General features: G+C 69.8%; 29 protein-coding genes. 16 read left to right on the forward strand and 13 right to left on the reverse strand.

The features are described 5' to 3' along the window. Position 1: 1 nt before the first annotated feature. Together ACFOD9_RS12380 and sufC are read right to left on the reverse strand one after the other, a co-directional pair. Positions 2–739, reverse strand: coding sequence for a SufD family Fe-S cluster assembly protein (locus tag ACFOD9_RS12380; protein WP_379510423.1), 738 nt, complete (start codon positions 737–739; stop codon positions 2–4). Further along, a complete protein-coding gene (gene sufC, locus ACFOD9_RS12385; protein WP_379510424.1) occupies positions 736–1,476 on the reverse strand; it encodes a Fe-S cluster assembly ATPase SufC in 741 nt (246 codons plus the stop codon). Before sufC ends, ACFOD9_RS12380 begins: the two co-directional genes overlap by 4 nt. Before the next feature lie 190 nt (positions 1,477–1,666). Between sufC and ACFOD9_RS12390 the strand changes: the two genes are divergently transcribed. Then, complete coding sequence (locus ACFOD9_RS12390; RefSeq protein WP_379510425.1) at positions 1,667–2,350, forward strand: sulfotransferase family 2 domain-containing protein; 684 nt, start codon at positions 1,667–1,669, stop codon at positions 2,348–2,350. A 47-nt stretch (positions 2,351–2,397) separates the two neighbouring features. Here ACFOD9_RS12390 and ACFOD9_RS12395 read toward each other — a convergent pair whose 3' ends face one another. Genes ACFOD9_RS12395 through ACFOD9_RS12405 form a run of 3 tightly spaced genes read right to left on the reverse strand, consistent with a single transcriptional unit; the run spans position 2,398 to position 4,786 of the window. Further along, positions 2,398–2,877 (reverse strand): DUF559 domain-containing protein, encoded by a 480-nt coding sequence (locus ACFOD9_RS12395; protein ID WP_379510426.1) that lies wholly within the window; start codon positions 2,875–2,877, stop codon positions 2,398–2,400. Further along, on the reverse strand, positions 2,874–4,364 hold the full coding sequence (gene sufB / locus ACFOD9_RS12400) for a Fe-S cluster assembly protein SufB (RefSeq protein ID WP_379510427.1): 1,491 nt from the start codon (positions 4,362–4,364) through the stop codon (positions 2,874–2,876). Before sufB ends, ACFOD9_RS12395 begins: the two co-directional genes overlap by 4 nt. Beyond that, a complete protein-coding gene (locus ACFOD9_RS12405) occupies positions 4,361–4,786 on the reverse strand; it encodes an SUF system Fe-S cluster assembly regulator (protein ID WP_379510428.1) in 426 nt (141 codons plus the stop codon). The genes sufB and ACFOD9_RS12405 overlap by 4 nt, the downstream gene beginning before the upstream one ends. Before the next feature lie 370 nt (positions 4,787–5,156). On the opposite strand from ACFOD9_RS12405, the gene ACFOD9_RS12410 reads away from it, so the two are divergent. From ACFOD9_RS12410 to ACFOD9_RS12420, 3 genes are all read left to right on the forward strand, one after another. Then, positions 5,157–6,230 (forward strand): quinone-dependent dihydroorotate dehydrogenase, encoded by a 1,074-nt coding sequence (locus tag ACFOD9_RS12410; protein ID WP_379510429.1) that lies wholly within the window; start codon positions 5,157–5,159, stop codon positions 6,228–6,230. Positions 6,231–6,241: 11 nt separating this feature from the next. After that, the gene (gene ggt, locus ACFOD9_RS12415; protein WP_379510430.1) at positions 6,242–7,990 is read left to right on the forward strand and encodes a gamma-glutamyltransferase; all 1,749 of its coding nucleotides are present in this window, start codon (positions 6,242–6,244) and stop codon (positions 7,988–7,990) included. A gap of 123 nt (positions 7,991–8,113) precedes the next feature. Further along, on the forward strand, positions 8,114–9,931 hold the full coding sequence (locus ACFOD9_RS12420) for an AMP-dependent synthetase/ligase (RefSeq protein ID WP_379510431.1): 1,818 nt from the start codon (positions 8,114–8,116) through the stop codon (positions 9,929–9,931). Positions 9,932–9,943: 12 nt separating this feature from the next. On the opposite strand, the gene ACFOD9_RS12425 is transcribed toward ACFOD9_RS12420, so the two are convergent. From ACFOD9_RS12425 to ACFOD9_RS12435, 3 genes are all read right to left on the reverse strand, one after another. Next, positions 9,944–10,471 (reverse strand): hypothetical protein, encoded by a 528-nt coding sequence (locus ACFOD9_RS12425; RefSeq protein ID WP_379510432.1) that lies wholly within the window; start codon positions 10,469–10,471, stop codon positions 9,944–9,946. Positions 10,472–10,594: 123 nt separating this feature from the next. Continuing rightward, positions 10,595–11,608 (reverse strand): sulfur carrier protein ThiS, encoded by a 1,014-nt coding sequence (gene thiS / locus ACFOD9_RS12430; protein ID WP_379510433.1) that lies wholly within the window; start codon positions 11,606–11,608, stop codon positions 10,595–10,597. 18 nt (positions 11,609–11,626) lie between these two features. Continuing rightward, a complete protein-coding gene (locus tag ACFOD9_RS12435; RefSeq protein WP_379510434.1) occupies positions 11,627–11,998 on the reverse strand; it encodes a MerC domain-containing protein in 372 nt (123 codons plus the stop codon). 144 nt (positions 11,999–12,142) lie between these two features. On the opposite strand from ACFOD9_RS12435, the gene ACFOD9_RS12440 reads away from it, so the two are divergent. The 5 genes from ACFOD9_RS12440 to ACFOD9_RS12460 all read left to right on the forward strand — a co-directional run bounded on the left by ACFOD9_RS12440 (position 12,143) and on the right by ACFOD9_RS12460 (position 16,105). Then, the gene (locus ACFOD9_RS12440) at positions 12,143–13,213 is read left to right on the forward strand and encodes a COX15/CtaA family protein (RefSeq protein WP_379510435.1); all 1,071 of its coding nucleotides are present in this window, start codon (positions 12,143–12,145) and stop codon (positions 13,211–13,213) included. A gap of 217 nt (positions 13,214–13,430) precedes the next feature. Then, complete coding sequence (locus ACFOD9_RS12445) at positions 13,431–14,192, forward strand: hypothetical protein (RefSeq protein ID WP_379510436.1); 762 nt, start codon at positions 13,431–13,433, stop codon at positions 14,190–14,192. A 145-nt stretch (positions 14,193–14,337) separates the two neighbouring features. Continuing rightward, positions 14,338–14,817, forward strand: a complete 480-nt coding sequence (gene rplM, locus ACFOD9_RS12450; protein ID WP_379510437.1) for a 50S ribosomal protein L13 — start codon at positions 14,338–14,340, stop codon at positions 14,815–14,817. Then, complete coding sequence (rpsI, locus tag ACFOD9_RS12455; protein WP_379510438.1) at positions 14,817–15,353, forward strand: 30S ribosomal protein S9; 537 nt, start codon at positions 14,817–14,819, stop codon at positions 15,351–15,353. Before rplM ends, rpsI begins: the two co-directional genes overlap by 1 nt. Positions 15,354–15,439: 86 nt before the next feature. Next, positions 15,440–16,105: an HPP family protein gene (locus ACFOD9_RS12460; RefSeq protein WP_379510439.1), complete on the forward strand. Its 666-nt coding sequence runs from the start codon at positions 15,440–15,442 to the stop codon at positions 16,103–16,105. A 3-nt stretch (positions 16,106–16,108) separates the two neighbouring features. Here the strand turns inward: ACFOD9_RS12460 and ACFOD9_RS12465 are convergent, their stop codons facing one another. The 3 genes from ACFOD9_RS12465 to ACFOD9_RS12475 all read right to left on the reverse strand — a co-directional run bounded on the left by ACFOD9_RS12465 (position 16,109) and on the right by ACFOD9_RS12475 (position 19,014). Then, entirely contained in the window at positions 16,109–16,966 is an 858-nt protein-coding gene (locus ACFOD9_RS12465) for a metallophosphoesterase family protein (RefSeq protein ID WP_379510440.1), read from the reverse strand. A gap of 64 nt (positions 16,967–17,030) precedes the next feature. Then, positions 17,031–17,297 (reverse strand): hypothetical protein, encoded by a 267-nt coding sequence (locus tag ACFOD9_RS12470; protein WP_379510441.1) that lies wholly within the window; start codon positions 17,295–17,297, stop codon positions 17,031–17,033. Between the two features lie 196 nt (positions 17,298–17,493). Then, positions 17,494–19,014: a fumarate hydratase gene (locus ACFOD9_RS12475; RefSeq protein WP_379510442.1), complete on the reverse strand. Its 1,521-nt coding sequence runs from the start codon at positions 19,012–19,014 to the stop codon at positions 17,494–17,496. Between the two features lie 336 nt (positions 19,015–19,350). Between ACFOD9_RS12475 and ACFOD9_RS12480 the strand changes: the two genes are divergently transcribed. The 4 genes from ACFOD9_RS12480 to ACFOD9_RS12495 all read left to right on the forward strand — a co-directional run bounded on the left by ACFOD9_RS12480 (position 19,351) and on the right by ACFOD9_RS12495 (position 22,484). After that, positions 19,351–19,950 carry a protein-L-isoaspartate O-methyltransferase family protein gene (locus ACFOD9_RS12480; RefSeq protein ID WP_379510443.1) on the forward strand — a complete coding sequence of 200 codons (600 nt, stop codon included), beginning with the start codon at positions 19,351–19,353 and terminating at the stop codon, positions 19,948–19,950. Positions 19,951–19,979: 29 nt separating this feature from the next. Next, positions 19,980–21,512: a TolC family outer membrane protein gene (locus ACFOD9_RS12485; protein ID WP_379510444.1), complete on the forward strand. Its 1,533-nt coding sequence runs from the start codon at positions 19,980–19,982 to the stop codon at positions 21,510–21,512. Between the two features lie 2 nt (positions 21,513–21,514). Further along, the gene (locus tag ACFOD9_RS12490) at positions 21,515–21,997 is read left to right on the forward strand and encodes a DUF2497 domain-containing protein (RefSeq protein WP_379510445.1); all 483 of its coding nucleotides are present in this window, start codon (positions 21,515–21,517) and stop codon (positions 21,995–21,997) included. 127 nt (positions 21,998–22,124) lie between these two features. Continuing rightward, on the forward strand, positions 22,125–22,484 hold the full coding sequence (locus ACFOD9_RS12495) for a (2Fe-2S) ferredoxin domain-containing protein (protein WP_379510567.1): 360 nt from the start codon (positions 22,125–22,127) through the stop codon (positions 22,482–22,484). Here ACFOD9_RS12495 and ACFOD9_RS12500 read toward each other — a convergent pair. Further along, on the reverse strand, positions 22,450–22,749 hold the full coding sequence (locus ACFOD9_RS12500; protein ID WP_379510446.1) for a hypothetical protein: 300 nt from the start codon (positions 22,747–22,749) through the stop codon (positions 22,450–22,452). The genes ACFOD9_RS12495 and ACFOD9_RS12500 overlap by 35 nt on opposite strands. A gap of 170 nt (positions 22,750–22,919) precedes the next feature. Here ACFOD9_RS12500 and ACFOD9_RS12505 point away from each other — a divergent pair, with 170 nt between their 5' ends. The 3 genes from ACFOD9_RS12505 to xth all read left to right on the forward strand — a co-directional run bounded on the left by ACFOD9_RS12505 (position 22,920) and on the right by xth (position 24,627). After that, positions 22,920–23,351, forward strand: coding sequence for a CBS domain-containing protein (locus ACFOD9_RS12505; protein ID WP_379510447.1), 432 nt, complete (start codon positions 22,920–22,922; stop codon positions 23,349–23,351). 146 nt (positions 23,352–23,497) lie between these two features. Continuing rightward, positions 23,498–23,830 (forward strand): iron-sulfur cluster insertion protein ErpA, encoded by a 333-nt coding sequence (erpA, locus tag ACFOD9_RS12510; RefSeq protein ID WP_379510448.1) that lies wholly within the window; start codon positions 23,498–23,500, stop codon positions 23,828–23,830. After that, positions 23,830–24,627 carry an exodeoxyribonuclease III gene (gene xth, locus ACFOD9_RS12515; RefSeq protein ID WP_379510449.1) on the forward strand — a complete coding sequence of 266 codons (798 nt, stop codon included), beginning with the start codon at positions 23,830–23,832 and terminating at the stop codon, positions 24,625–24,627. The genes erpA and xth overlap by 1 nt, the downstream gene beginning before the upstream one ends. Here the strand turns inward: xth and ACFOD9_RS12520 are convergent, their stop codons facing one another. Further along, entirely contained in the window at positions 24,628–25,959 is a 1,332-nt protein-coding gene (locus tag ACFOD9_RS12520; RefSeq protein WP_379510450.1) for a DUF4118 domain-containing protein, read from the reverse strand. It abuts the gene before it with no gap. Positions 25,960–26,003 lie beyond the last annotated feature (44 nt).

Here is a 26,003-nt window from a genome sequence, read left to right on the forward strand (position 1 = left end):
CTCACAGCAAGGCCTCCAGCGCCGCCAGGGCCGCCGCGTTGAGATCGTCCTCCCTCGCTGCGCCGACAAAGGCCTCGGCAAGGAACGCCTGGAGCATCAGGCCCTTGGCCGCCGAGGGCGGCAGCCCGCGCGATTGCAGGTAGAACAGGCCCTGTTCGTCCAGCTCGCCCACCGCGCAGCCATGGGCGCACTTGACGTCGTCGGCGTAGATTTCCAGCTCGGGCCGGGCATTGGCGGTTGCCGTGCGGGTCAGCAGCATGGCCCGCACCGACTGTTCGCCATCGGTGCCATCGGCCCCGCGCGCGACCAGCACCTTGCCCAGATAGGTGCCCGTCGCCTGGCCGCCCAGCACCGAGCGGACCACCTGCCGGCTCACCGCATCCGGCCCGGCATGGACCACGTTGGTCACCAGTTCGAGCATCTGCGCCCCGCCGCCGACCTGCGCCGCGCCAAGGGTGAAGCGCGCGCCCCGTTCCAGCCGCACATCCAGCGCGATCCGCCCATAGGCATGGCCGGCATTGAGCACGCGCAGGTCGAATTGCGCGCCCGGCGCCAGGGTGATCGCCAGGTGGCGGACCACCTGCCCGCCTTCGGGCACCAGCACCAGGTCGCGCGCCTCGCCGGCATCGAGCGCGATGGCCTCCACCGCGACCGGCCACGCGCGCTCCAGCGCGGCCAGGTCGGCATAGCGGAAGTCCTCGTCCTTACGGGTGGGAAGCGGGGCGCCTGCAATGGTCATGCAACGGCCTCGTAACCCTCGCGCTCGAGCTGGAGCGCCAGGTCCGGCCCACCCGACTTCACGATCCGCCCGCCCGCCAGCACGTGGACGAAATCAGGCTTCACGTAGTCGAGCAGGCGCTGGTAATGGGTGATCAGCAGCACGGCCTTGTCGGGCCGCCGCATGATCGCATTGATCCCCTCGCCGCAGATCCGCAGCGCATCGATGTCGAGGCCCGAGTCCGTCTCGTCGAGAATGGCGAGCCTGGGATCGAGAATGCCCATCTGCACCATCTCGGCCCGCTTCTTCTCGCCGCCAGAGAAGCCCACGTTCACCGGCCGCTTGAGCATCTCCATGTCCATCTTCAGGAGACCGGCCTTCTCGCGCGCCAGCTTGAGGAATTCGCCGCCCGAAAGCGGCTCCTCCCCCCGAGCCTTGCGCTGGGCGTTGAGCGCCTCGCGCAGGAACTGGACATTGGACACGCCGGGAATTTCCACCGGATACTGGAAGCCGAGAAACAGGCCGGCGGCCGCGCGCTCATGAGGGGCGAGCGCGAGCAGGTCCTGCCCGTCGAAGCGAACCGAGCCGCCGGTGACGGTGTAGCCGGGCCGGCCGCCCAGGACATAGCCGGTGGTCGACTTGCCGGCGCCGTTCGGCCCCATGATGGCGTGGATCTCGCCCGCGTTGACCTTGAGCGAAAGACCCTTGAGGATCGGCTTTCCGGCAACTTCGGCGTGGAGGTCGGTAATCTCAAGCATGGGTCGTCCGCAGAATCGGGGGAGGGCAGGGGGTGGGGCCGGGCCGGCGACCGCCCGGCCCGCCGGGGCTGGAGCGGTGCGCCGCACAAAGGCTGCCGGCGGGCTTGCGCGAAGGAGCGCCATGACGCATCAGCGGGCCTTGCCCTAACTTTCGGAAGCCGGGGCGCACATCCTTCGGTACAGGTCGATCTTGATCCAGTTTATGTCCGGCCTGCGCTCCACGGCGGCCTCCACGATCCCCGAAACCGTGCGCCAGCGGGTGCGCGCCCGGTTGCGCGCCGGCGCATTCCGTGATGCGGGCGTGGCCTTCATCCACGTGCCACGCACCGCGGGCACGAGCATCTCCAGCGCGGTCTACGGGCGCTTTATCGGCCATTTCGGCCTGGCCGACCTGAAGGCCGTCGGCCCGCGCGACGTCCTGACCCTGCCGCGCTTCTCCGTGGTTCGCAATCCCTGGGATCGGCTGGTCTCGGCCTGGTCCTTTGCCCGGGCCGGCGGCGGCGACAGCGAGGTCGGCACGATCCGCATCCATCGCCCCGCCCAATATGCGGTTCCGCAATTCGCCACCTTCGCGCGTTTCGTCGAGGAGTGGCTGGACCAACGGGAACCCGGCCGGATCGATGGCGTGTTCCGCCCCCAGCACGGCTACCTGCTCGATGCCGGCGGCGCCATGGATTTCACCCATGTCGGCCGGCTGGAGAACATCGGCCAGACCGAGGCCTGGCTGAGCGCCACCCTGGGCCGCCCGATCGCCTTCCAGCCCCAGAACGAAGCGCCCCGGACGGACTATCGCGCCTATTACACCCCGCGGCTGCGCGACATCGTCGCCCGGATCTATGCCCGGGACATAGAGCTGCTCGGCTACGATTTCTGAGCCGAGCGGAGCAGGGCCAACCGGAACAGGGGTGATGCGGCGCACGATCACCCCGCCCGGCCGCGCGGCGCGGCGCCATCGGGTTTCGCGCGGGTGCGCCGTTCCTGCCAGCGCTCGCGCATCACGTTGACCACCTGGGCGGCGGCCGCATCCGGATCGGCCAGCACGGCATCGGCGGCGATCCGCTCCACCCGGTAGCCCACTTCGGCCAGGCTGCGATCGCGGGTGGCGGCAAAGGCGGCGTCTTCATCGCCGGACAGTTCGATCACCAGCATCAGCGGCTTGCAGGCGAAGTCGACGATGGCCGAGCCGATCACCGTCTTGCGCTTGAAGCTGTAGCCGCCGGTATCAGTCGCCGCGAGCGCGGCGGCCAGGGCCTCCTGCGCCGGGGTGGGATTGCGCTTCATCTCGCGCGCCCGCTCATGCAGGGCATCGAGCCGCTTCTCCGAGATTTCCCAGCCGCGCCCCTTCTTCTTGATCGCGGGCGCCGCCGCATCGGGCTCGCGCAGGGTGAGCGTCTTCTTCATCCAACCGAACCTTCCAGCGAAATGCCGAGCAGCTTCTGCGCCTCGACCGCGAATTCCATGGGCAATTGCTGCAGGACTTCCTTGGCGAAGCCGTTGACGATCAGGGCAACGGCCGATTCCTGGTCCAGCCCGCGCTGCATCGCGTAGAACAGTTGATCGTCGGAGATCTTGCTGGTGGTCGCCTCGTGCTCGATCGTGGCCGAGGGGTTCCTGACCTCGATGTAGGGCACGGTGTGCGCTCCGCAGTCCTTGCCCAGCAGCAGCGAATCGCACTGGGTGAAATTGCGGACGTCGTCGGCCCCGGCGGCCACGCGCACCAGGCCGCGATAAGTGTTGTTGCTGCGGCCCGCGCTGATCCCCTTCGACACGATGGTCGACCGGCTGCCCTTGCCGTTGTGGATCATCTTGGTGCCGGTATCGGCCTGCTGGAAATTGTTGGTCACCGCGACCGAGTAGAACTCGCCCACCGAATCCTGGCCGTTCAGTACGCAGCTGGGATATTTCCAGGTGATGGCGCTGCCGGTTTCCACCTGGGTCCAGCTCACCTTGCTGCGCGCGCCCTGGCACAGCGCCCGCTTGGTGACGAAATTGTAGATCCCGCCCTTGCCGGTGGCATCGCCGGGATACCAGTTCTGCACGGTCGAATACTTGATCTCGGCATCGTCGAGCGCGACCAGTTCGACCACGGCGGCATGAAGCTGGTTCTCGTCGCGCTGGGGCGCGGTGCAGCCTTCGAGGTAGGACACGTAGGCACCCTTGTCGGCGACGATCAGGGTCCGCTCGAACTGGCCGGTGTTCTCGGCATTGATGCGGAAATAGGTGGACAGCTCCATCGGGCAGCGCACGCCCTCGGGGATGTAGACGAAGGTCCCGTCGGAAAAGACCGCGCAGTTGAGCGCGGAAAAGTAGTTGTCGTGCATCGGCACGACCTTGCCCAGCCAGCGGCGGACCAGATCGGGATATTCGCGGATCGCCTCGGAGATCGAGCGGAAGATCACGCCCGCCGCTTCCAGCTCCTTGCGGAAGGTGGTGGCCACCGAAACGCTGTCGAATACCGCGTCGACCGCCACCCGGCGCGCGCCTTCAACCCCGGCGAGCACCTTCTGCTCCTCCAGCGGGATGCCCAGCTTCTCGTAGACCCGGAGAATTTCCGGATCGACCTCGTCGAGGCTCGCCAGTTCCTTCTTCGCCTTGGGCGCGGCCCAGTAATAGGCGGCCTGGTAGTCGATCGGCGGGACCTTGAGCTTGGCCCAGTCGGGCATCGGCATGGTCAGCCAGTGGCGATAGGCCTTGAGCCGCCACTCCAGCATCCATTCCGGTTCGGCCTTCTTGGCCGAGATGAAGCGCACGGTATCTTCCGACAGGCCCTTGGGGCCATATTCCTGCTCGATGTCGGAAACCCAGCCATGCTCGTATTCGGCCACGCGCAGCGCGGCCTCGCGGGCGGCCTGGTCCTTAATGGCCACGGGTTCGGCCCCTTCGCTCATGCCGCCACTCCCGCGCGCACCGGTCCCGACAGTTCGGCCAGGGCGATGCCCGCCAGGGCGCCGCGCAGGGCCGCGTTCACCTGCGGCCAGTGCGGGCGCAGCGAACAGCCGGGTTCCAGCGTGCAATCGTGCTTGCCGGTATCGACGCAGGCGGTGAGCGCGATCGGCCCTTCGACCGCCTCGACGATATCAGCCACGGTGATCGCCGCGGCCGGGCGGGCCAGCTTGAACCCGCCATGGGCGCCGCGCACCGACTTGAGCAGGCCAGCGGCCGAGAGCCGGCTGACCAGCTTGGCCACGGTTGGCCCGGGCAGGCCGGTTTCCTCCGCCAGTTGCGCCGCGTTGAGCCGCGCGCCGCCGCAATGCCGGGCAGCGGCGCTCATCATCAGGACGGCATAGTCGGCCATGCTCGAGAGGCGCATGGGGTGATCTCCGGCGGCGGGGGACGAAATCAGACTGATTCGTTCCGGTTACTCGGAGGGGTACTTAGGCGCGCCCCGGCCCGAATACAACCGCCGGAAAAGGGCACGAAAAAAGGGCGGCGCCCGCAACCCGAAGAGGATCGCCTGAACGCCGCCCTGAAGTTGAGAGCTCTATTGCAGGCAAACCTGCGCGTGGAGCCCTTCGGGTCGCAGGAACCCGATAGGCCAGGCGAGACGGGCGTGAATTGTATGAATCCGACATCGCCACCCCGCGAATTCCATTCCAATCGATTTAGTTGAGCTTTCGCATCAGAATCCTTCGCCGCCGGGCCGTGTCGACAGGCCGCGCGACGCCTGCCATAGCCCCGCCATGCTCTATTCGCTGCTGCGCCCCGCCCTGTTCCGAATCGATGCCGAGCGCGCCCATGGCATCGCCGTGCGGGCGCTGGCGCTGCGCGGCGGCACGGCCCGCGCGCCCATTTCGCCCAGCCTCGCCACCGAGGTCGCCGGGCTGCGGTTTCCCAATCCGCTGGGCATGGCCGCCGGGTTCGACAAGGATGGCGAAGTGCCCGATGCCCTGCTTGGCCTGGGCTTCGGCTTCGTCGAGGTTGGCTCGATCACGCCGCTGGCCCAGCCCGGCAATCCGCGCCCCCGCCTGTTCCGACTGACCGAGGACCGGGCGGTGATCAACCGCATGGGCTTCAACAACGGCGGCGCCGAGGCCGCGGTGCAGCGCCTGGCCGCGCGCGCCCATCGCCCCGGCATCGTCGGGATCAACATCGGCGCCAACAAGGATTCGACCGACCGCGTGGCCGACTATGCCACCATGGCCCGGCTGATGGCCCCGCTCGCCAGCTACCTCGCGGTCAACGTCTCCAGCCCGAACACCCCCGGCCTGCGCGCCCTGCAGGATGAAGGAGCCCTGTCCGACCTGCTCGATGCCGTGCTGGCCGCGCGTGGCGCCGGCGGGCCGCCCAGATCGGATACTGGGGAAGGCCCCCGGCCTTCCCGTCCTCCGATCTTCCTCAAGGTCGCCCCCGATCTGGAGCCGGCCGATATCGATGCGATTTCGCGCATCGCCATCGACAAGAAGCTCGGCGCGCTGATCGTCGCCAACACCACGATCAGCCGCCCCCCGCTCGCCTCGCGCCATGCCGGCGAAACCGGCGGCCTGTCGGGCGCGCCCTTGCGCGAGCTGGCGCTCCAGCGGCTGCGCGATTTCCGCAAGGCCACCGGCGGGGCCGTTCCGCTTGTCGGCGTGGGCGGGATCGCCAGCGCCGAGGATGCCTTCGCCCGGATTCGCGCCGGGGCCAGCCTGGTCCAGCTGTACAGCGCGCTGGTCTATGAAGGGCCGGGCCTGGCCCGCCGCATCGTCAGGGGACTGGACGCCCTGCGCGCGCAATTTGGGTTTGCGACAATTGCCGAGGCGGTCGGGAGCGAATAGCCTCCCCCGCCATGCCACTGCCCGCGCCGTCCCTGCCCAAAGGCCTTGCCACCGCCCTGCTGCTGGGCGCAGCCGCGCTGGCGCCGCCGCCGGCTGCCGCCCGCCAACCGGCGACGCAGGCTGCCACTCGCACCGCAGCCCAGGGCGAGGGCATGGTCTCCGCCGCCGATCCGCGCGCCGTCGCCGCCGGAACCGAGATCCTGCGCGCCGGGGGCAGCGCGACCGACGCGGCCCTGGCGGTCATGCTCGCGCTCAACGTGGTCGAACCGCAAAGCTCGGGCATCGCGGGTGGCGGCTTCTTCCTGAATAGCGACGCGCAGGGCCGGGTCGAGACGATCGACGGCCGCGAGATCGCGCCCGCCGCGGCCGATGCCGACTGGTTCATGGCAGGGGGCCAGCCGCTGGCCTTCGCCGCCCTGGTGCCCGGCGGCCGGGGCGTGGGCGTGCCGGGCACCATCGCGCTTGCCGCCAAGGCCCATGCCCGCCATGGCCGGCTGGCCTGGGCGCGCCTGTTCCAGCCGGCGATCCGCCTTGCGCGCGACGGATTCCTGGTCAGCCCGCGGCTTCATGCCACGCTGGCCCTGAGCCAGACCAGCGGCGCCTTTTCCCCCGAAGCCCGCAAGCTCTTCTACACCCCCACGGGCGAGCCGGTGGCGGTGGGCACGCGGATCCGCATTCCGGCGCTGGCGCAAACCTTCAGCCGAATCGCGCGGCACGGCCCCGCCGCCTTCTACCGGGGGGCCGAAGCCGCGGCGATCGTGCGCGCGGTGACCACCGCACCCAAGGCTCCCGCGCCGATGACCACGGCCGACCTTGCCGCCTACCAGGCCCAGCTGCGCCCTCCGCTTTGCGGCACCTACCGGCAATGGCGGATCTGCGGGATGGGTCCGCCCTCGTCGGGGGCGACCACGGTCTTCGCCATTCTCAAGCAACTGGAGCGCTTCGACCTGACCGCGCTCGGCCCGGAATCGCCGGTGGCCTGGCACCTCATCGCCGAATCGATGCGCCTCGCCTATGCCGACCGCGATCGCTACCTGGCCGATCCCGATTTCGTCACCGTGCCCGCCGCCGGCCTGATGGACCCGGCCTACCTGGCCCAGCGATCGGCGCTGATCGACCCGGCCCATACCCTCTCGGTGGTGACCGCCGGGACCCCGCCCGGCGCCCAGCGCCTGTCGCGCGCATCGGCGCCCCCGGCCGAGGAGCACGGGACCACCCATTTCGTCGCAGTTGACCGCTGGGGCAGCGCGGTCAGCTATACCAACACGATCGAGGCCGCCTTCGGCTCGGGCCTGTTCGTGAACGGCTATTTCCTCAATAACGAGCTGACCGACTTCGCCCTTGCCCCCACCGTCGACGGGCGAGCGGTGGCCAATGCCGTGGCGCCGCGCAAGCGTCCGCGCAGTTCGATGGCGCCCACCCTGGTCCACGATGCCAAAGGCCATTTCCGCCTCGCGGTCGGCGCGGGCGGCGGGGCGACCATCCCGGCGCAAGTGGCCAAGGCGATCATCGGCGTGCTCGACTGGCACCTGTCGGCCCAGCGGGCCATCGCCCTGCCGGTCCTGTTCGCCCCGGGGCCGACCGTGGTGATCGAACAGGGCACCGCGCTTGAGCAGATGGTCCCCGCGCTCGGCGCGCTTGGCCATGCCGACATCCAGCTGCGCGAGGGCCGCTACAAGGCCAATGCGGTCGAGGCGGTGGGCGGCCGGCTGGTCGGCGCCGCCGATCCGCGCAGCGAAGGCGCCGCGGCCACGCCCTGACCCTGACGGTCCCGCCCCTCACAACCGTTTCGCGCAGGGCCGTTGCCCTCGCGCTGGCCGGTGCTAGACTCCGCCGCGAGGGGAATGGCGCGTGCCCGCGCGCCACGGGGGACGAGGACCACTGTGCAGCTAGCCGATTTCGATGCCGCTCCCAATCTCGTCGCGCTGTTCCTGGCGCGCGCCGACGAACTGGGCGACCGTCCGTTCCTCCATGCCAGGCGCGATGGCCAGTGGCAGGCGCTGACCTGGCGCGAGGTGGCCGACCAGGTCTGCCTGCTGGCCGAAGCCCTGCGCGCGATGGGCCTGGTCGCCGGCGACCGGGTCATGCTGGTGGCCGACAATCGCCCCGAATGGTGCATTGCCGATCTTGCCATCATGGCCGCCGGGCTGGTCACGGTCCCTGCCTACACCACCAATACCGAGCGCGATCACGCCCACGTGCTGGAAAACTCCGGCGCCCGCGCGGTGATCGTCGCCGATGCCAGGCTGGCCAGGCCGCTCCTGCCGGCGGTGCTGCGGGCCAATGGCGTGACCCACGTGATCGCCATCGAAAGCTTCCGCCTGCCCCAGCTGGGCGACGCCACGGGGCACGACTGGGCCGCGCTCGTCACGGGCGATGCCGCTTGCGCCCGCAAGGCCGTCGCCGCGCGGATCGCCGGGATCGGGCGCGAGGACCTGGCCTGCCTGATCTACACCAGCGGCACCGGCGGCGCACCGCGCGGGGTGATGCAGCACCACGGGATGCTGCTGCGAAACGTGGCCGGCGCCGCCGAGGTGCTGGCGCAGGATTTCGGCTGGGACCCCACCGGCCGCAAGCCCGAGGCCTTCCTCTCGTTCCTCCCGCTGTCCCATGCCTATGAGCATACCGGCGGCCAGTTGCTGCCGATCGGGATGGGCGCGCAGATCTGGTATGCCGAAGGGCTGGACAAGCTCGCCGCCAACATCGAGGAGGTGCGCCCCACGATCATGGTGGTGGTCCCGCGCCTGTTCGAGGTCCTGCGGACGCGGATCATGAAGCAGATCGAGAAGCAGGGCCGGATCGCCAACTTCCTGATGGACCGCGCACTCCGGATCGAAGGCCGCGCCGTCGAAGGGGCCAAGCGCCTGGTCGACCGCCCGCTCGACCTCCTGATCGCCCGCCTGCTGCGCCCGAAAGTGCGCGCGAAATTCGGCGGACGGATAAAGGCGATGGTATCGGGCGGCGCCCCGCTCAACCCCGAGATCGGCACCTTCTTCAGCGCCATGGGCCTCACCCTGCTCCAGGGCTACGGGCAGACCGAAAGCGGCCCGGTGGTCAGCTGCAACCGCCCTGCAACGGGCCTGAAGATGGATACGGTGGGCCGGCCGCTGTCGGGCGTCGAGGTTCGCATCGCCGAGGACGGGGAAATCCTCGTACGCGGCGAGCTGGTGATGAAGGGCTACTGGCGCAATCCCGAAGAGACCGCGAAGGCATTGCACGATGGCTGGCTCCACACCGGCGACGTAGGCCATCTCGATGCCAAGGGCCGGATCGTCATCACCGACCGCAAGAAGGACATGATCGTCAACGACAAGGGCGACAATGTCTCGCCCCAGCGGGTGGAGGGGATGCTCACGCTCCAGCCGGAGATCGCCCAGGCCATGGTGATGGGCGACCGGCGGCCCTGGCTGGTCGGCCTGGTGGTGCCCGATGCCGAATGGGCGCTGGGCTGGGCGCGGGCCAATGACGAGAAGTTCGACATGGCCGGTCTGCAAGGCCTCCCCGCCTTCCGCAGCGCGGTGCGCGCCGCGATCGACCGGGTGAACCAGGAGCTCTCGGTGGTCGAGAAAGTCCGCCAGTTCGCCTTCGCGGACGAGCCGTTCACCATCGACAACGAGGAAATGACGCCGAGCCTGAAGATCCGCCGGCACAAGCTGAAGGAACGCTACGGCGCCCGGCTGGATGCGCTGTACAAGGGCTGAGGCGGCCCGGGTTCAGGCCGCTTCCTGCTCCACCCATTCGGGATAGAAGCTGGGCGCAGCGGGTGACCAGCCCGGGGCGGTGGCGGCGGCTTCGCTGATGGATTGCAGCAGCACCTTGCGAAGGTCCGGGCGGATCTGGGGCAGGGCGGCGGCACCGCAGAAGGCCGAAGGCAGCCAGGGGCGGGCCATCGGGCCGATCAGGCGCTCGTAAAGGAAGCGATAGGCCGAGAAGCAGCCGAGGCGCCCCTGGGCGAGATCGAAGGCGGAGACCCGCACCAGCTTGCCGACATAGGCATCGACCCCATCAAGCGAGGTTTCCACCGGCGGATCGCCGCGCAGGGTCTTGAGTTCCTGGTAGGCGACATACTGGCTGCGGATCGAGGCCATTTCCGCCGCATCGCGCGCCCACAGCTTGAAGGCATCCTGGCGGCCCAGCCCGACATCGAGGCTGCGCTTGATGTAGCGCTGCTCGCACGGCGAGAAGGCGGCGAATTCGCGGAATTCCGCGATGGCGAGCGAGGCGGTGGCGGCATTACGCATGGCCCAGTGATCCCGAACATGATCCCGAAGCGGGGCGATTCCCGCGAAGGTCATGCTCGCACGGACATGGTTAGGGCGGGGTTAACGAGGAAATCCTCCCCGCTCGCGGGAAGGATCGGGTCGTCAGATCAGACCGGCGAGCGGGCTGCTGGGATCGGCGTAGCGGCGGGTGGCCATGCGCCCGGCGCGGTAGGCGGCGCGGCCGCTTTCCACTGCCAGCTTCATCGCATGGGCCATCAGCACCGGGTCCTTCGCCTCGGCGATGGCGGTGTTCATCAGCACGCCTTCGCAGCCCAGTTCCATCGCCACGGCAGCGTCCGAAGCGGTACCGACGCCGGCATCGACCAGCACCGGCACCCTGGCCCCTTCGACGATCAGGCGGATCATCACCTTGTTCTGGATGCCCAGCCCCGAGCCGATCGGCGCGCCCAGCGGCATGATCGCCACGGCGCCCACCTCTTCCAGCTGGCGCGCGGCGATCGGATCGTCGGCACAGTAGACCATCGGCAGGAAGCCTTCCCTGGCCAGCACCTCGGTCGCCTTCAGGGTTTCGCGCATATCGGGATAGAGCGTGCGGGCCTCGCCCAGCACTTCCAGCTTGACCAGATCCCAGCCGCCGGCCTCGCGCGCCAGGCGCAGGGTGCGGATCGCCTCCTCGGCGGTGAAGCAGCCGGCGGTGTTGGGCAGGTAGGTGATCTTCGCGGGATCGATGAAATCGGTCAGCATCGGCGCGGACGGATCGGACAGGTTGACCCGGCGCACCGCCACGGTGACGATCTCCGCGCCGGACGCGGCCACGGCGGCGGCGTTCTGGGCGAAGTCCCGATACTTGCCGGTGCCCACGATCAGGCGCGAGCGGAAGGTGCGGCCGGCAACCGTCCAGGTATCTTCCGGCCGATTGTCGTCAACGGCATCGTTCATCGCTTCGCCTCCCCCCACGAAATGGACCATTTCCAGTACGTCGCCCTCGGCCAGCAGGACATCGCCCAGCGTGGCGCGCGGGACGATATCGCCGTTGCGTTCCACCGCCACCCGGGCCGGGTTGAACCCGAGCAGGGCGACGAACTGGGCGATCGAGCTGCCGGCGGGCGCGCGGCGCGGCTCGCCGTTGAGGGTGAGGGCGATTTCAGCGGTCATCGCCCAGGCAGATAGCGCTCAGTGCGCGTCGCGCAAGTTGCGGATATGGGCGAAGGCCACCAGGGCAACGCCGGGAATGGTCAGCAGCGCCTCGGCCGGGCCATGGCTGACCACCAGCCCGGCGGCCATCAGCGAGAGGCCGCCCGCGCCGATCAGCGCCGGCCCCATGCGGCCGTGGCGCATGGCTGACAGGCCCAGGGTGACAATGCCGATGGCCACGGCCAGCGCCAGGCCGATCCGGTGCACGCCGGGCGAGAGCAGGACGCCGCCGCCAAGGCCGAGAAAGGTCACCAGCACCAGCCCCACGACGCAATGGACCGCGCAGAGCCCCGAAAGGAGCACGCCGTAACCGTCGAGCCGGTCCCGAATCGCAAGGAGCGCATCACGCATGGGCCGCGATTTATGTTATGTTGTAACATCGTTCAAGGGTGGCGCGGGATCGCGGCGCGAAACAGGCTCTGGTGCCCTGCCCAAATGTCGGTCCACCTTACAACACCCTTGCGATTTTTCGCCGTGCGGCGCATCGGCAAGGCCATGCAGGGTTCGACGCAGGCGATTGAGGGCCATCGGGAAACCGCCACGCGGGCAAGGCCGCTGGCACTGGCGCGCTGGCTGCTGATCGTCGCGGCCATGGTCGCGGCCATCGTCGCGGTGGGCGGGATCACCCGGCTGACCGAATCCGGAGTCTCGATCACCGAATGGAAGCCGGTCAGCGGCGCGATCCCCCCGCTCACCCAGGCGCAGTGGCAGGCCGAGTTCGATGCCTATCGGCAGACCCCGCAATATATCGAAATCAACGGCCCGGCCGGGATGACTCTGGCCACCTACAAGACCATCTTCTTCTGGGAATGGGTCCACCGCCTGCTGGCGCGCGGGATCGGCATGGTGCTGGTGCTGGTGACCGCCTGGTTCGGCCTGCGCCGCGAAATTCCGCGCGGCTACCTGCCCCGGCTGGGCGCCCTGATCGCGCTGGTCGGCCTGCAGGGCGCGATCGGCTGGTGGATGGTGCAATCGGGCATCGTCAACGACGTGAAGGTCAGCCATTTCCGCCTTGCCGCCCACCTTTTGACCGCCTTGTTCACGCTGGGCGGCCTGGTCTGGACCGCGCTGGACCTCATCGCCCACGCCCGCGGCGAGGCGCGGCACCGGCTGACCGGCCTCGGCCTGGCGGCCCTTGGCGTGCTTGGCCTGCAACTGTTCCTCGGCGCTCTGGTTGCCGGCCTGCGCGCCGGCCACGTGGCGAGCGACTGGCCGCTGATGCAGGGCCAGCTGTTTCCCGAGGGGGTGGACTGGTCGCAGGGCGCCGCCCATGCCCTGCTCGGCGATCCCTTCCTCACCCATTTCGTCCATCGCTGGTGGGCCTGGGTGGTGGTTGCCGTGCTGGTGATCATGGCCCGCCGGCTGCGCCGGGCCGGCGCCCGGTCGGTGGGCGTGGCGATCCATTCGGCTTTCGGCACCCAGGTCCTGCTCGGCATCGCCACGGTGATGAGCGGAATCGCGCTGGGGCTGGCGGTGGCCCACCAGCTGGTTGGCGCGCTGCTGGTTGCCGCCACGGTCTGGGGCGCCCACGCGCTGGGACGCCGCCCGGAAGGGCCGCGCGGATGAGCGGGAGCGCCGGCAGCCTGATCCCGACCCAGGCCGCCACGGCCCTGGCCGCGCCGATTGAAAAGCTTGTCGAAAGGATTGCCGCGCTACAATCCCGGCAAGTCCGGGCGATTTCCGGCCGGGCCTGCGATTCGGCCGGGTCGGCAACCGTCCGCTGGCTTGGGGATCCAGTCGCCGGCCCGGGCCTGTCCGGGGCCGGCACCACGGGGGAACAACAATGAGCGGGAGACTGTCTCCCGGAGCGGCGGGCAACCGGCGCCGGCTGGACCGGGCGCTCGGGATGGCGCTGGCCGCGCTGGCGGTGCCCGCTGGCCTTGCCGCGGCGCCCGCGGCCCAGGCCCAGGCGGCGCCGTTCCGCGCTCCGGCCGGGCCGCTGGTGCTGACCCGCGAATTGCGCCGCACCCTGGCTGATGGCCAGCAGCTGGTGGTTCGCCGCCGGTACCACATCCAGATCAGCGCCAGCGCCGCCGGCTTCACGGTTACCGGCGATCTCGCCGGGGTCGAGGTGGAGGCGCCGGCCGCCATGGCCGACCTCGCCGAGGTGGAGCGCCAGCGCCCCGATACCGGCCTGTTCCCGCTTGAACTGGATCGTTCGGGCCTGATCGTGGCCCGCCCGGCGCCGACGGAAACCGTCGAACTCGGCGGCGCGCGCAAGGCCATGACCGCCTATCTCGCCCGAACCGACCTTACCCCGGCCGAGCGCACTGCCGCCCTGGGCATGGCAGCCAGACTCCAGGCCCAGGGCCAGGCCCAGGGCAATGCCTGGCCGGCCGACCTGTTCCGCCCCATGCCGGGAGAGCGGCGCGAGCAGCGCGAGATGACCCTGCCCGATGGCCGTTCGGGCCAGGTCACGGTCACCGTCGCGGCAAGCGACGGCCCGGGCGGCGTGCTGGAACACATGGAGCGCCGGGTGATCACCGAACTCGACGGGACCGAGCGGCTGAGCCTTGAACGCTGGAGCCTGGCCGCGGCGCCCTGAGGGCCGAACGGATTGGAGGTATCATTTTACCTCCTCGCAAAGCCGCGGAAACCTTGACTCGATGGGCCTGTTCGGCCATTGGCCCGCCTTCCCCAGCGCCGGGCATCCCGGTCCTGGTCCGATAAGACAAGGGAATTTGAAGCCCATGAAGGCGCTCAGCACGAGCACCCGGTCGATCAAGCCGGCCGAGGTGGTAAAGAAGTGGCATCTGATCGATGCCGATGGCCTGGTGGTCGGTCGCCTTGCGGTGATCATCGCCAATCTCCTGCGCGGCAAGCACAAGCCGAGCTTCACCCCCCACGTGGATTGCGGCGATCACGTCGTCGTGATCAACGCCGGCAAGGTGCGGCTGACGGGCAACAAGCTGAAGCAGAAGATCTACTACAAGCACACCGGCTACGCCGGCGGCATCAAGGAAGTGACCGCCGCCAAGGTGCTGGACGGCCGCTTCCCCGAGCGCGTGCTCGAGAAGGCGGTTGAGCGCATGATCCCGCGCGGTCCGCTGGGCCGGGCGCAGATGCGCGCCCTGCATCTCTATGCCGGTACCGAACACCCGCACGGCGGCACGCAGCCCGAGCTGCTCGATGTCGCCAGCCGCAACCGCAAGAACAAGGTGGGTGCCTGATGTCCGATAACACCGTCACCGATCTCGCCGATCTCGGCGCCCTGGCAGGCGGCGCGGCCGCTCCTGTCGCCGCCGCCGAAGCCGGCGCTCCGGAAGCCCCGGTCCGCACCGGTCCGGCAGCGCCCCTGCGCGAGAAGGAGATCGACGCCCAGGGTCGTTCCTACGCCACCGGTCGCCGCAAGGACGCCGTGGCCCGCGTGTGGATCAAGCCCGGCTCGGGCAAGATCACCGTCAACGGCCGCGATCAGGAAGTCTACTTCGCCCGTCCGACCCTGCGTCTCGTGATCAACCAGCCGTTCTCGGTGGCCGATCGCGATGGCCAGTACGACGTGGTCTGCACCGTCAAGGGCGGTGGCCTTTCGGGCCAGGCCGGCGCGGTCAAGCACGGCATCGCCCAGGCGCTCTCGAAGTTCGAGCCGGCCCTGCGGAGCGCGGTCAAGGCCGCGGGCTTCCTGACCCGCGACCCGCGCGTCGTCGAACGCAAGAAGTACGGCCGCGCCAAGGCCCGCCGTTCCTTCCAGTTCTCGAAGCGCTAAGCCCTCCGGCTTTTCGCCTCGGTATCGATTTCGCCCGGCCGCAAGGTCGGGCGTTTTCGTATCCGCCTTCCGGAAGGTCAGGTCCGATGCCCTACCGCCTGCTCGCCAAGGCCGCGACCCGAGCGACCGGTCGCCTCGGCTGGGCGCGCGGCGCGATCGGGGCGCTGCTTGGCCTGGCCCTGGCCGGAACCCTTGGCCTGGCGATCAATGGCGCGCTGTTCCCCGCCGGCCAGGCCGGTGTCATGCCGTTCATGATCGCGCCGATGGGCGCCGCGGCCGTGCTGATCTTCGCCGTTCCCGCCAGCCCGCTGGCCCAGCCGTGGTCGGTGGTGGGCGGCAACCTGCTCTCCACCCTGGTTGGCCTCGCCATCCACGCCCTGCTGCCCGTCCAGCCCTGGTCGGGCGCGCTTGCCGTGGCCCTGGCCATCGCGGTGATGAGCCTGGCCCGCTGCCTCCACCCGCCGGGCGGGGCTTGCGCGCTGCTGGCCTGCCTGGCGCCCGGCCCGGCCGGCCCGCTGCTGGGCGCGCTGCTGGCCAATGTGGGCGGGCTCGTGGCTGGCGGCTGGCTGTGGAACAACCTGACCGGCCATGCCTGGCCGCACCATGTCCGCGCCGTGGCCGGCCCGCCGGCCTATACCATGGACGATCTCGATGCCGTTCTGGAAGAATGGGACGAGGTGCTCGATGTCAGCCGCGAGGATCTTGATGCCCTGTTCCGCGCGGTGGAAGCGCGGGTGAGCACCCGCCGCTGAACGTCAGTGCACCGGCGGATCGACCGGCGGCACGGCTCCGACCGGCGCCACCGGCAGGCCCGCCTCGCGCGGCGGGAGCGCATCGGCGGGGACCGCACCCACCTGCATCGCGGCGGTTGGCACGGCGGCAATGTTGCGGACCTTCACCCGCAGCGTCCGGCCCGCGATGGTCAGCTCGTTGAAGCTGGGCGGGGTCGAGCGGGTGCGGCGCGAGAGCGTGCCGGCGCCGATCATCCGCAGCGGGCCTTGCGGGGTCTGCGCGGTAAGATCGAACGGATCGTGGACATGGCCGGTCAGCACCGCCAGCACCCCGCGCCGCGCCAGTTCGGCCATGGCCCGCGCGCCGTTGATCGTCAGCCGCCGGCCATCCGGGCCGCGTTCGGGCAGGGGATGGTGCGCGGTGACCAGCACCCGGGCGCCCGGCGGCAGGGCGTCGATCCGCGCCAGGCACCGCGCCAGCGCGGCCCGGCGCACCCAGCCATCGACCCAGGGGAACCGCCACTGGGCGCGGGTGACGGTTTGCAAGGGGACCACGTGCAGGTCGCCCAGGTCCAGCGGTTTTTCCAGCAGCCCCTGGATCGCCCGGAACCGGCGGAAAGGCGCGGTAAATCGTTCGGCCAGGTTGAAATAGGGCATATCGTGGTTGCCCGGCTCCACCGTTACCGGCGCGGCCAGGCCGCCGATCCAGCGGGACGCGGCGCGAAATTCGCGCAGGCGCGCGCGCATGGTGAGATCGCCGGTCACCGCCACGGCGGCCGGCTGCTCGCGCACGATCGCCGCCTCGACCCAGGCCAGGGCGCCGGCATCCTCCAGCCCGAAATGGAGATCGCTGATGTGGAACAGGGTGAGCGGCGCGGTCATGCCCGGGTGACAAACAGCTCGCCCGCCGGTTCCGCAAGCGAAAACCGCCGCCGGCCTGGGCGCATCACAGCTTGCCGGAGAGAATCAGCCAGGCGGAAAGGGCATTCATCGCGGTATAGAGGCCATAGCCCCAGGCCCACCATTCCCCGCCGCTGGCGATCAGCAGCATGGTGCCCACCAGCAGGGCGAATTCGACCGCCAGGCTGAACCGGCCGCCGAGCGAGCGATAGAGCCAGCCGATCTGGCCGAGGATCGGGTGCCCGCTATCGAGCACGGCGCGATGCATTGCGAAATTCGCAACGCCCATGAGGAAGACCATCGCCAGCGCCATTGCCGCCAGTCTACCCGCTGGCCCGCGCCGCGCCAGCACGGTTTGGCGGACGCTGGCGCCGGCTCGTCGCGTCCGCCCTGTCCCGTGGAGCGGGGCCATGAAGAGGGGGGCGTCGCCATGTCGTGCCCGGCCGAACACCCCCTCCGTCAGCCGCTGCACGGCTGCCACCTCCCCGCGACCGGGGAGGAGCAGGGGTTCAACCCAGCAGGTGTTCCTCGGCGATCTTCTTGCGCCAGACCAGCGGGGCCAGCTTGTGGACGTTCTGCCCGGCCGAATCGACCGCGACCGTCACCGGCATATCCACCACGTCGAACTCGTAGATTGCTTCCATCCCGAGATCCGCAAAGCCGACGACCTTGGCGCCCTTGATCGCGCGGGCGACCAGATAGGCCGCGCCGCCCACGGCCATCAGGTAGGCGCTCTCGTGCTTGGCGATCGATTCGGTTGCCGCCGGGCCGCGTTCAGCCTTGCCGACGCAGGCCAGCAGACCCTGATCCAGCATCATGTCCATGAAGCTGTCCATGCGGGTGGCGGTGGTCGGTCCGGCCGGCCCCACCACCTCGTCGCGCACCGGATCGACCGGGCCGACATAGTAGATCACCCGGCCCTTGAACGAGACCGGCAGTTCCTCGCCCCTGGCCAGCATATCCTGGATGCGCTTGTGCGCGGCATCGCGGCCGGTCAGCATCTTGCCGTTGAGCAGGATGCGATCGCCCTGCTTCCAGCTCTTCACCTCCTCGGCGGTCAGCGTGTCGAGGTTGACCCGCTTCGCGGCGGAATCGGGCGCCCACTGGACCTTGGGCCATTCATCGAGCTTGGGCGCTTCGAGGAACTTCGGCCCCGAACCGTCGAGCGTGAAATGGGCGTGGCGGGTGGCCGCGCAGTTGGGGATCATCGCCACCGGCTTGGAGGCGGCATGGCACGGCGCGTCGAGAATCTTCACGTCGAGGATGGTCGCCAGCCCGCCCAGCCCCTGGGCGCCGATGCCCAGCGCGTTGACCTTGTCGAAGATTGCGATCCGCATCGCCTCGATATCGTTGGCCGGGCCGCGCTGCTTGAGCTGGGCCATGTCGATCGGCTCCATCAGCGCCTGCTTGGCCAGCAACATACAATGCTCGGCCGTGCCGCCGATGCCGATGCCGAGCATCCCCGGCGGGCACCAGCCGGCCCCCATCTGCGGGAGCATCTCGATCACCCAGTCCACGATGTTCTCGCTGGGGTTCATCATCTTGAACTTGGTCTTGTTTTCCGACCCGCCGCCCTTGGCCGCGACATCGACCGAAACCTTGTTGCCCTTGACCATGGTCACGTGGAGCACGCAGGGCGTGTTGTCCTTCGTGTTGCGGCGGGTGAAGGCGGGATCGGCCAGGACCGAGGCGCGCAGCTTGTTCTCGGCATTGAGATAGGCGCGGCGCACGCCCTCATCGACCACGTCCTGAAGCGAGCGGTCGCTCTCCAGCCGGCAATCCTGGCCCCATTCGACGAAGACGTTGACGATGCCGGTGTCCTGGCAGATCGGGCGGTGGCCTTCGGCGCACATCCGACTGTTGGTGAGAATCTGGGCGATCGCATCCTTCGCCGCCGGGCCTTGTTCCGCCTCATAGGCATCGCCCAGCGCGCGGATGTAATCCATCGGGTGGAAGTAACTGATATATTGCAGCGCGTCGGCGACGCTCTCGATCAGGTCGTCTTCACGAATAGTGACCATATCGGACATGGTGGGCCGCACTCCATTGCGCTGATGGGATAATCGGGGCTGGGATATGGGCGCTGCCCATAGGCCCAACCGGGGCGCGAGGTAAAGCGGCCAGATGCGCGCCCGCCGCGCCAGCGCCATGTGGCGGCGCGGCATGGCGCCCCCTTTGCCCGGCGCGGCACTGCCCGTTTGCGCGCGCCGCAGCGCGGATCTTGGCTGCCGCGCCCGCGAAAGCGCTTGGCGCGGTGGGGGGCTTGGCCTAGAAGGCGCGGGCATTTGCAGACGTATTGCGCGCAATACTTTCCTGCACAGGACAGGCTTATTCGCCGCCGCAAGGCGCGCGCAGGACCAGATACGATGACCGTTCTCGAGGATTCTCCCGTCACCAACGCCGCCGCCGCCCGTCGCGCGATGATCGACAGCCAGCTTCGCGTCAGCGGGGTCAACGATCCCGCCGTGCTCGCGGCGATGGACGCGGTGCCCCGGGAAGATTTCGTGCCCGCCGCCGCCAAGGCCAATGCCTATATCGACCGCGCCCTGCCGCTGGGCGAGGGGCAAGCCCTGCCGGCGCCGCTGGTCCATGGCCGGATGCTGGTCGAAGCCGCCATCGCGGCGGGCGAACAGGTGCTGGTGGTTTCGCCTTCCGGCTATCTCGCCGCGCTGGCCAGCCGCCTCGGCGCCGAGGTCGCCAGCCTTGCCCCGGCCGATGCGGCCACCGGCAAGAAGGGTGGGCTGGTTGCGCTGATCCTGGTCGATGGCGCGATCGAGCAGCTTCCCGCCGGCCTTGCCGCACGGCTGGCCGAAGGCGGCCGGATCGTCACCGGTCTGGTCGAACACGGGGTCACCCGGCTCGCCGTGGGCCGCAAGGTGGCGGGCGAGGTTGCCCTGCTGCCGCTGGCCGACATGGGCATTCCGGTTCTTGCCGAATTCGCCGCGCCCCGGCGCTGGAGCTTCTGAAACCCATGCTCGGGGGGGCATGACTGCACATGGACAATCGAATTCAGCTCAGCCGCCGGCGCCTTGCGCTGCGCGCCGCCCTGGTCCTGGGGGGCGCACTTGCCACCCCGCCGGCCCTGGCCGATGACCTGCGCGACGCCCTGGCCGCCGCCTACCGCGGCAATCCCACGCTCGAAGCCGCCCGCGCCCAGCAGCGCGCGGTGGATGAAAGCGTGCCGATCGCGCGCGCCCAGGGCCTACCTTCGCTGAGCGGCAATGCCAGCTACACCGAGATCCTCAAGGCCAGCGCGAACAACTTCGGCATCGGCCCCGACCGGGTGCTCGATGTTGCCGCCACGGCCTCCTACCCGGTCTATTCGGGCGGCGCGGTCCGCAATGCGATCAATGCCGCGCAAACCCGCGTGCGCGCCGGCCAGTCGGACCTGCGCGGGGTCGAGACCGGGCTCTTCGCGCAAACCACCGCGGCCTACATGGACGTGATCCAGAACGAGGCGATCGTGGGCCTCAACCGCAACAACGTCCAGGTGCTGGAAGTCAACCTTTCGGCCACGCGCGACCGCTTCGAGATCGGCGACCTGACCCGGACCGACGTGGCCCAGTCGCAGGCGCGCCTGGCCCAGGCCCGCAGCGACCTGCGCTCGGCCGAGGCCAACCTCGCCGCCTCGCGCGAGACCTACATCCGCTTCGTCGGCAAGCCGGCCAGCAATCTCCAGCCGCCGCCGCCGCTGCCCGGGATGCCCGGCTCGCCCGACGAGGCGGTGACCATGGCGCTCGACAACAACCCGGACCTGCGCGCCGAGCGCGAACGCAGCAAGGCCTCGCGGTTTGACAGCAAGGCGGCCGGCGCTGGCCGCCTGCCCAAGATCTCGGTCTTCGTCACCGGTGACCGGACGGACTATCTCGGTTCCTACAACCAGAGCCCGTTCAACCCGCTGGCGACCACCCGGCCGCTTTCCGCCCAGGCCGGCGTGCGCGCCACCATCCCGCTGTTCCAGGGCGGCCTGCCCGCGGCGCAGCAGCGCCAGGCCCAGGCCCGCGAAAGCGCCCAGCTCGAAACCGAGATCGCCACCGAGCGCGAGGTGATCGCCGTGGTGCGAACCTATTACCAGCAGTGGAAGGCCTCGCAGGAGATCATCGTCTCCAGCCAGGCCGCGGTCGATGCCGCCGCGCTCGGCCTGGAAGGCGTTCGAGCTGAAAACAGCGTGGGCAACCGCACCATCCTCGACATCCTCAACGCCGAGCAGGAACTGCTCAACGCGCAGACCGTGCTGGTCCGTGCGCGGCGCAACGAATATGTCGCCGGGTTCAACCTGATCGCCGCGATGGGCCGCGCCACGGCCGCCGATCTCGCGCTCGACGCCGGGCCGTTCTACGATCCCGACGCCAATTACCGGCGCGTGCGCGGCATGATCTTCGACTGGGAGAAGGACCCCAGGCCGATCGCCCGCGCCACCCGCACGGTTGACACGCCGGCGCAGACCGGCGCAATTTCCGATGCCGCCGCCGCCGCCCTGCGGCCGGCCGGAATGCAGACCAGCCCCACGGGCACCGGAGGAAAGTGATCATGCGCCAGCCGGGCGAACCGTCGGTCGAGGAAATCCTCGCGTCGATCAAGCAGGTCATCGCGCGTGACAATCGCGCCATCGACGAACGCCGCCGCCCGGCGGAATCACGTGGTTTCGATGCCCACCTGGCCGAGCCGCGCACCTTCGATCCCGCCGCCGAGGCCGCCGAAGCCGCCGCCCGGTCCGCTGACCGGGACGAGGATGAAGTGCTGGACCTGGGCGATCTTGCCGGGGTCGAGCCGGCCCCGCTGATCGCCGAGGAAGCGGTCAGCTCGATGCGCGAATCGCTGGCGGCGCTGGCCACCATGGCCGCGCCGGGCGCCGCCCCGCAGATCGTGCGCGCGGGCGAAACCTCGCTGGAGGGCATGGTCCGCGACCTGCTGCGCCCGATGCTGGCCGATTGGCTCGACAAGAACCTGCCCCCGCTGGTGGAACGCCTGGTCACGGCCGAAATCGCGCGGATCGTCGGCAAGCGCGGCTGATCCGCTCGCCTGCCCGCCCGCGCGAGGCTATCACCGCGCCATGAGCAAGTCCGAACCGCCACTGCCCAATCCGGCACAGCCGCTACCCAGCCCGGCCGATCAGCGCCTGGCCGCGGCTCGCGCGGCCATGGCCGAAACTGGCGTCGGCACGGCCGGGCGCCACATCTTCCTCTGCGCCGAACCCCAGAAGGCCAAGTGCTGTCCGCCCAAGGTCGGTCATGCCGCGTGGAAATACCTCAAGCAGCGCCTAGCCGAGCTTGGCCTGACCGGCCCCGACGCGCCGGGCGGCGGCGTTGCGCGCACCAAGGCCGATTGCCTGCGGATCTGCGCGGCCGGCCCGATCGCCGTGGTCTGGCCCGATGGCGTCTATTACCACTCGTGCACCCAGCCGGTGCTTGAGCGGATCATCCAGGAACACCTGATCGGCGGCGTTCCGGTGGAGGACTATCGCCTCACCCCGGCGGAAGATCATCGTCCAGCGGATTGACCACCGCGGCATCGTGCCCGGTTCCGCTGGAGAGGAACACCAGTCCCATCAGCGCCGCGGTCAGCAGCATCATGCCGCCGATGCCCAGCGCGGCGGCGATGTAGAGATTGATCGAAACGAACCCGTTCTGCCAGAACAGAAGGGCCAGGACCGCCCCGACCACGGCCAGGGTAAACCAGGCCATCCCCGCCATGATCCGCTTGTAGCGCGCCCAGGCATGGGCGGCATTGGCGGGATCGTCGAGCGGGGAGGACGGGATGGCCATCCCTGCCACATGGCCCCGCGCCTGCCCCCATGCAATGGCCCGGATGGCCCGGTGCCCTGTTCCACCGCGCGACCGGTTCGCTTTGGCGCCCGGGCTGGCGCGGCGGCCAGGTTCGTGGCATTCTCGGCGCCCGACGGGAAACCATTTTCCACCTGAGGGGAGAGGTGAATATGTCCATTGCCCGCATCCTTGCCGGCCGGTCCGCCGCCGCCGTCGTCACCGCCGCCGCCAGCCAGCCGGTCCGCGAGGCGATCGCCCTCCTTGCCGAGCACCGGATCGGCGCGCTCCCGGTGATGGACGGGCCGCGCTGCATCGGCGTCTTTTCCGAGCGCGACGTGATCTATTGCCTCGCCCGCGAAGGTGCCGCCGCGCTGGATCGCCCGGTGAGCGAGTTGATGACCGAAGCCCCGATCACCGTCACGCCCGACACCGACGTGCTGGAAGCGCTGTCGCTGGTCACCCGCCGCCGCGTGCGCCACCTGCCGGTGCTGGACGGGGACGATTTCGCCGGATTCATCTCGATCGGCGACCTTGTGAAGTTCCGGATCGACGCGGTCGAGAAGGAAGCCCAGGCCATGCTCAGCTATATCCAGTCGGCCTGACGCCGGATCGGCTTCGTCCCACGCCCGATCCGCGCTCGATCGCCGGTTGACCGCCGGCCGGGCGCAGGTTGGGCAGCCGGCGCAGGATCACCGCGATCGGCAAGGCCCGCTTGCCGCGCGGCCCCCCACCCCCTACATTCGCTGTCATGGACGCCCCCACCATCAGCCTCAGCCCTGCCGCCGCCCGCCGCGTGGCCGCCATTGCCGAAAAGCAGGGCAAGCCCGCCATCCTGAGGCTCAGCGTGGAAGGCGGGGGCTGTTCGGGGTTCCAGTACAAGTTCGGCCTGGCCGACGGCCCGGATGACGGGGATTCGGTTAGCCAGACCGATGGCGTATCGCTGGTGGTCGATGCGATGAGCCTCGATCTGGTTGCCGGCTGCGTGGTCGACTATGTCGAATCGCTGGGCGGCGCGGCGTTCCGCGTGGAAAACCCCAATGCCGCCGCATCCTGCGGCTGCGGCTCCAGCTTCGCCGTCTGATGCCCGTCGTTCCCGGGGCGAACCTGCGGCTCGCCAGCTTCAACATCAACGGCATCAAGGCACGCCTGCCGCGCCTGCTGGAATGGCTGGAGGAAACCCGGCCCGCGGTTGCCTGCCTCCAGGAAATCAAGACCCAGGACGAAGGCTTCCCCGCCGCCGAGTTCGAGAAGATCGGCTATGGCGCGATCTGGCACGGGCAGAAGGGCTTCAACGGCGTGGCCATCCTGGCCGATGGCGTCCAGCCGGCGGAGATCCAGCGCGGGCTGGCCGGCGATCCCGAGGATCTCCATTCCCGCTATCTCGAAGCCGATGTCTTCGGGCTGCGCGTGGCCGGCATCTACCTGCCCAACGGCAACCCGGTTCCCGGCCCCAAGTTCGACTACAAGCTCAGGTGGATGGAGCGCCTGCGCGCGCGCATGGGCCAGATCGCAGCCGAAGAAGTGCCCGCCGCCGTGCTGGGCGATTTCAACGTCATCCCCGAGGACAAGGATGTCTGGTCCCCGCCCGCCATGGCCGACGATGCGCTGATGCAGCCCGAATCGCGCGATGCCTATGCCCGCCTGCTGGCCGATGGCTGGACCGACGCGCTCGACACGCTCAACCCGCGCGGCGGGGTCTGGACCTTCTGGGACTACCAGGCCGGCGCCTGGCAGCGCGACCACGGCTTCCGCATCGACCATGCCCTGCTCAGCCCCGAACTGGCCGACCGCCTGGTTGCCGCCGGGGTCGACAAGGACCATCGCGGCCGGGAAAAGGCCAGCGACCATGCCCCGGTCTGGATCGAAGTCAGCGCCTGATCATCCGGGCAGCACCAGCCGGTAGCCCACCGCCGGTTCGTTGACGATGAGCCGGGGCCGGGCCGGGTTCTCCTCCAGCTTCTGGCGCAGGGCGCGGATCGCCACCCGCAGGTAATCGACATGGTCCTCCTGCGCCGGCCCCCAGACGCTTCGCAGCAACTGGGCATGGCTCAGCACCCGGCCCGCGTGCTTGGCCAGTTCCGCCAACAGGGCGAATTCCTTGGGCGTGAGGTGGACGGGCACGCCGTCGCGGGTCACGCCGCGGTGGAACAGGTCGATCACCACCGAGCCGAGGGCGATCGGCGGTTCGTCGCTCAAGGGGCCGAGGTCGAGCAGGTTGGCGATGTAGCGATCGAGCCGGGCGGCCTGGGCGGCCACGGTCGCGGCCAGCGGCCGGTCGGCCGTATTGCTGCGCCGCAGGGCGCCGGCCGCGGCCAGGATCGCATCGAGCCGGGGGCGGATATCGCGGCCGATCGAGGTCAGCAGGGCGGCGCGGATCACGTCGCGTTGCCGGGTGGCGGCAAAATCGCGGGCCTCCTCTTCCAGCCTGGCCCGCTCCAGCGCCAGGGCCACCTGATCGAGCAGATTGCCCAGCAGGGGCAGCTGATCCTCGCCCACCGGCGGCCGGCCATCGTCACGCGCCAGCCCGATCGCCGCCACGACCGCGCCATTGACCGCGATCGCATGGAATTGCCAATCGGCCAGGGTCAAGCAGCGCAGGCCGCGGCCGGCCGGATCGCCGCTCTCCAGGGTGAGCGCCGCGGCGGCCCGGTCGCCAGGCGAGAGCGCCATCCCCTCGGGCCAGCTGGCCAGCACGGCCGGCTCCTCGCGCCCGCTCACCACCACCACGTTGCAGCCCAGCAGGCCGGCCAGTTCCCCCGCCGCCACCCGGGCAATCCCGGCCTCGTCGGCGCAGGACAGCAACCGCCGCGCGAGGCCGGCGATGGTGGCGTTGCGCCGGGCATGGGCATCGGCCAGCAAGGCCTTCTCGCGCATCGATCCGGCGAGCTGGCTGGTCACCAGGGCAACCAGGAACAGCACGGCCACGGTCACCACGTCGGCCGGGCTGTGGATCAGCAAGGTGCGATAGGGCGCGATGAACCAGTAATTGTAGGCCAGCGCCGAGCAGAGCGCCGCGACCAGCGCCGGCCACCGGCCGCAGGCCACCGCCGCGCCCAGCACCGCCGGCAGGTAGAGCAGCACCACGGCGCCATCGCCCAGCCGGGCCGCGATCAGCAGGCCGACCACGGTCGATGCCGCCACCATCAGGAGGGCTTCGGCATGGCCGCGCAGGGCAAGCGCCGAGGGGGCGAAAGGGCGGCTGGTCCTCACTCGCTCCAGATGCGCCGCAACGGGGCGCGCGTCGAGGGGAATCC

Source organism: Novosphingobium bradum (assembly GCF_042646485.1).
Taxonomy (GTDB): Bacteria; Pseudomonadota; Alphaproteobacteria; order Sphingomonadales; family Sphingomonadaceae; genus Novosphingobium; species Novosphingobium bradum.

Bases quoted from the DNA above. Each gene is read 5' to 3' on its own strand.
- ACFOD9_RS12475 (WP_379510442.1), bottom strand. From the start codon at position 19,014: ATGTCCGATATGGTCACTATTCGTGAAGACGACCTGATCGAGAGCGTC.
- rplM (WP_379510437.1), top strand. From the start codon at position 14,338: ATGAAGGCGCTCAGCACGAGCACCCGGTCGATCAAGCCGGCCGAGGTG.
- sufB (WP_379510427.1), bottom strand. From the start codon at position 4,364: ATGAGCGAAGGGGCCGAACCCGTGGCCATTAAGGACCAGGCCGCCCGC.
- ACFOD9_RS12490 (WP_379510445.1), top strand. From the start codon at position 21,515: ATGCGCCAGCCGGGCGAACCGTCGGTCGAGGAAATCCTCGCGTCGATC.
- ACFOD9_RS12485 (WP_379510444.1), top strand. From the start codon at position 19,980: ATGGACAATCGAATTCAGCTCAGCCGCCGGCGCCTTGCGCTGCGCGCC.
- ACFOD9_RS12505 (WP_379510447.1), top strand. From the start codon at position 22,920: ATGTCCATTGCCCGCATCCTTGCCGGCCGGTCCGCCGCCGCCGTCGTC.
- ggt (WP_379510430.1), top strand. From the start codon at position 6,242: ATGCCACTGCCCGCGCCGTCCCTGCCCAAAGGCCTTGCCACCGCCCTG.
- sufC (WP_379510424.1), bottom strand. From the start codon at position 1,476: ATGCTTGAGATTACCGACCTCCACGCCGAAGTTGCCGGAAAGCCGATC.
- ACFOD9_RS12380 (WP_379510423.1), bottom strand. From the start codon at position 739: ATGACCATTGCAGGCGCCCCGCTTCCCACCCGTAAGGACGAGGACTTC.
- ACFOD9_RS12435 (WP_379510434.1), bottom strand. From the start codon at position 11,998: ATGCGTGATGCGCTCCTTGCGATTCGGGACCGGCTCGACGGTTACGGC.
- rpsI (WP_379510438.1), top strand. From the start codon at position 14,817: ATGTCCGATAACACCGTCACCGATCTCGCCGATCTCGGCGCCCTGGCA.
- ACFOD9_RS12395 (WP_379510426.1), bottom strand. From the start codon at position 2,877: ATGAAGAAGACGCTCACCCTGCGCGAGCCCGATGCGGCGGCGCCCGCG.
- ACFOD9_RS12495 (WP_379510567.1), top strand. From the start codon at position 22,125: ATGGCCGAAACTGGCGTCGGCACGGCCGGGCGCCACATCTTCCTCTGC.
- ACFOD9_RS12470 (WP_379510441.1), bottom strand. From the start codon at position 17,297: ATGGCGCTGGCGATGGTCTTCCTCATGGGCGTTGCGAATTTCGCAATG.
- thiS (WP_379510433.1), bottom strand. From the start codon at position 11,608: ATGACCGCTGAAATCGCCCTCACCCTCAACGGCGAGCCGCGCCGCGCG.
- ACFOD9_RS12465 (WP_379510440.1), bottom strand. From the start codon at position 16,966: ATGACCGCGCCGCTCACCCTGTTCCACATCAGCGATCTCCATTTCGGG.
- ACFOD9_RS12425 (WP_379510432.1), bottom strand. From the start codon at position 10,471: ATGCGTAATGCCGCCACCGCCTCGCTCGCCATCGCGGAATTCCGCGAA.
- ACFOD9_RS12405 (WP_379510428.1), bottom strand. From the start codon at position 4,786: ATGCGCCTCTCGAGCATGGCCGACTATGCCGTCCTGATGATGAGCGCC.
- xth (WP_379510449.1), top strand. From the start codon at position 23,830: ATGCCCGTCGTTCCCGGGGCGAACCTGCGGCTCGCCAGCTTCAACATC.
- ACFOD9_RS12410 (WP_379510429.1), top strand. From the start codon at position 5,157: ATGCTCTATTCGCTGCTGCGCCCCGCCCTGTTCCGAATCGATGCCGAG.
- erpA (WP_379510448.1), top strand. From the start codon at position 23,498: ATGGACGCCCCCACCATCAGCCTCAGCCCTGCCGCCGCCCGCCGCGTG.
- ACFOD9_RS12460 (WP_379510439.1), top strand. From the start codon at position 15,440: ATGCCCTACCGCCTGCTCGCCAAGGCCGCGACCCGAGCGACCGGTCGC.
- ACFOD9_RS12500 (WP_379510446.1), bottom strand. From the start codon at position 22,749: ATGGCCATCCCGTCCTCCCCGCTCGACGATCCCGCCAATGCCGCCCAT.
- ACFOD9_RS12440 (WP_379510435.1), top strand. From the start codon at position 12,143: ATGCAGGGTTCGACGCAGGCGATTGAGGGCCATCGGGAAACCGCCACG.
- ACFOD9_RS12445 (WP_379510436.1), top strand. From the start codon at position 13,431: ATGAGCGGGAGACTGTCTCCCGGAGCGGCGGGCAACCGGCGCCGGCTG.
- ACFOD9_RS12480 (WP_379510443.1), top strand. From the start codon at position 19,351: ATGACCGTTCTCGAGGATTCTCCCGTCACCAACGCCGCCGCCGCCCGT.